Consider the following 3,722-nt stretch of genomic DNA (forward strand, 5'->3'; position numbering starts at 1 on the left):
GTGGCAATATTTTAAATGGGTAGTTCCAGGTGCTGCCGGAACTGGCTTAATAGTAACTTCCAAAGGCGATTTTTCACTCTCACATCCATCAGCACCTATTTTCTGCGTTACGTAATAAGTTGTGCTGCCAACATTAGAAGTTGATGGCGGAATACTTCCGTCGATAACAGTACCCGAGGCATCGTACCAGGTGAAAATTGCATTAGTTTCGCCTGTTGCTGTTAAAACTGGTACACCGATTTGATTGTGGCAATATTTTAAATGGGTAGTTCCGGGTGCTGCCGGACGCGGATAAACGTCAACAAAAAATTCGGTCTTCTTTTCATCACAACCTAAAGCTGTTGCAGTTATGGTTGCCTTACCATCAAAATCAGCTACCCATGTAACCAATCCAGTTGTCGGATTGATAGTACCAGCAGATGTAGGCAAAATACTATAAACTATCCCTTCGCTGTTCGAGGATATTGCAGTATAAGTATCACTACCAGCTCCAACACATCGCTTTGCAACTGAAGAACTTGAAAAAATGGGTTGGGTAACATTTTCTTTTACAATAATTACCCCTGTTTTAGAAACAGGTATACCTCCTGTTGTGGTTACGGTATAAATAAGACCTGCATGATCGGTAGGCGTAGTTGAAGAACCAGTTATTTTAAGTTCCTTCGTTTCTTGATTATAATCCGATGTAAAACCGACAGGAAGATTAGTTACTTTTACACCTGATGCACCACCACTAATTAAATAAACAATTTCCTCAATTGGCGTACCTGCGCAAACTGATCTATCGGGAGCATCAGTTATTAACGTAACCAAACCTAATTCCGTTCTTGTCGATGCTTTTCCTGTATTATTTTTCAGGTTTACATCCGGTTGTAAACCCGTAATCGTCGCAACATTGGTGTGGATTCCTACAGTCAAAACTTTTGCCTTAATTTCTAAAGTCTTAATGGCTCCAGCTGCTAGGTCGCCAATAGTCCAAACACCTGTTGTCGAATTGTAACTTCCAGAAGCCGTACTATGCGATATGTATTGATAATCAGCTGGCAATAAATCATCAACCGACACGGCTAAAGCTGTACCCGTTCCTAAATTTTGCGCCTTCAAAGTAAAAGTTACCTCACTGTTCAACTCGGGAAGGGGAATATCTACAGTTTTTTCAATTGAACGATCTATGCTGCAAACCTCTATATATAAGGGTAAAGATTGCGCACTCATGCCGCATTCCAAATTAGATGTAACTGTGTAATTACCTGAAACGGTTGCAATGTAATCCTGACCATTTGCCCCGTCAATTTTTGAACCATTTATGTACCATTGATAAAGACCGCCAATTGAAGAACCTGCACTCAATTTTACTGCAGCACAATCCGATTGGTCTACAGTTGGTTGACCTGCCTTCTCCGGAAATCGGGAGATAAAATTAGACATCGAAAACATATTACTTTGCTGAACCATAGAAACAGTTAGCCTGCTTGCACTACTAATGGTTATAACTTCCGGTGAACCTATATTTGCACCCGTAAACTTCACAAGAAATAAGTCTGAAGAGCCAAGCTGTTTTCTAGGATCGATACCTGAAATAGTTTCAATATTTGTTGATGCATGGGAGGTGCTTCCTCCCTGGGTAGTTAAAGATATTTCATTAGAACTTTTTGTTAGAATGTATCCAAAGTATGGGAGTTTTCCATCACTATAATCTGTAAATTCAGCGGTTTCAACGGTTCTCGATCCAGCACAATCTGCTATTGGCACCAAAGTAGCAACATCAACTTCGCAGCCAGCTCCTCCTGAGGCACCAGCTGTACCAGAAAAAACCGCTACATTTTTATTATTAGTCGCTACAATTCTCGAAGAAGAATATTTCCCGGTATTTTTTTCAGAATCATAAGCCTTATCTAAATAACCATGATTAAATGTCTTAAAATCACCTGCCTTCAAAAGGGTAAAAACTAAATCTGGAGTATGCTGAATACCGTCTTGATCAAAAAACTGAACCGTTACTAATGTATTATCTTCAGTTGCTACAACAGTTGATTGCTCGGCTATAAGGTTTCCTTCTCCCCTAACAATTACATATTCACTACCTAACGAAAGTATTGGCGCAATAGGATTATAAGCGCCATCTCCACAACCTCCAGGAGCATCGAGCCTTGCTGAAGTATTCATAACGGCCGAACGTGTAGATTCGACTAATGTACCTATTGGGCACTGAAACAGATAACTTTCTCCCTTATTTAGCGTTACTGTTACAACACCAGCAATTTTTACCTCGGTATTATCATCCAGAGCCATTATACTGTAAATTGGTCGTTCACCCTTTTCCGTTAAATCATCATCTCGATAATAACCTACACGAAATGCAGTACCAACACCTGCATCCCCAAAACTGAACAGCGATGCATTTCCTTTGATGAATGGATCGTAACTATTATTATAATCCGAAGCAATATTTCGGAGATTCACAGAGATGGAAGCATTTGCGGTAACAATTAACCCCGCACCAGCAACTATTTGATTTAAAGGGTGAGTTGGCAAAGCATCAGGATTTATCCCAAAACGCATTACGAAAGGAACATTTGCCTTACAGGTAAAATCTGCGATAGGAGCACCATCGCTTTTTGTGATCTTTCCACTAACCCACTCTGTACTTTCGGTTGTTATTACAATTTGATTTGCTTTGCTCCAGTATTGCCAAGGTGCAGGTGCAATATAATGTATAGAATAAATTGGCAGAGGCAATAATTTAGACTTTGCAGACGTTAAATTACTTAAAGACTCACTTTTTTTAAGAATAGGAAATATTATTTCATTTGCGCTTTTGGCACCTGAAGTAACTGTTTTTTCTGGTAAGGATTTTGATAATTTGGCGTGTATAGTATTGCTAGAGCCTAATAAAATCAAGCATAGCATATAAAAAGATAATCTGAGAAACCATTTATTTATCATAAATCCTAAGCACAATAGTCCCTGGTAAGAAGCCTGTATCAGACATACTTAACTTTGTAAATAATGAAAAAAGGTTTTGAGAGCGTTGGATAAAACCAATTAGGGATAATTCGTTTTCAACAACTTTGAGCGAAAATAACGAATTAAGGCACTTTCATTATTAGCTAAATATTAATTTTTACACGTAACAAAACACCCTCATACCAATAGTTTACACAAAAAATCAATTATGTAATATTTATTAGGCAGCTTAGACAGAAAACACGCAACAGATTTAGCCTTACTCATTGATTATCAGACTTGTTCGAATATTATTATAGAAGAAATAGATTATCTAGCTGACAAAGCAAATTATTTGACGAATTAGATTAACTATTTGCGAAATAATTCATATTTCAGATTATCAGTTCTATTCTAAGCGTGAGTTTATCAAAATCACGAATTATTTATTAAAATCGACAGGATCAGTCCTACAACTTGATACTTTTTTTCCAAACTTCAAAAAGTTGTAATATAGCTTAGCTTTAACGTGTATCTGAACAGAAATTAATGGGCTCGTTATGTTTAACCGATTTTTATTTGCTCCGCCCGGGCAATTCTAATTAACCAGCTAAACAATTTACTCTTCGAATCATCAAACATTGAAATATTATCCCATGCTGTAATAAAAGTTTTTTGAAATAGGCGTTTAAGTGATAATCATTTTATATGTGTGAGGTGGATTTTTGATCATTCTATTCATTAGATTTTCAAAAATGCCTTCTTTCATCTTGTGT

1 protein-coding gene and 1 pseudogene are annotated in these 3,722 nt (G+C 37.3%); both read right to left on the reverse strand.

The features are described from left to right. Window positions 1-2,901, reverse strand: a 2,901-nt coding sequence (locus ACFOUY_RS09130) for a hypothetical protein (protein WP_378960199.1), incomplete at its 3' end; no start/stop codon positions are given. Window positions 2,902-3,510: 609 nt separating this feature from the next. Then, window positions 3,511-3,618 (reverse strand): annotated as a pseudogene (locus ACFOUY_RS09135) (RNA polymerase subunit sigma-70); the annotation flags it as partial. Window positions 3,619-3,722 lie beyond the last annotated feature (104 nt).

This window comes from Pedobacter jamesrossensis (assembly GCF_042650905.1).
GTDB lineage: Bacteria > Bacteroidota > Bacteroidia > Sphingobacteriales > Sphingobacteriaceae > Pedobacter > Pedobacter jamesrossensis.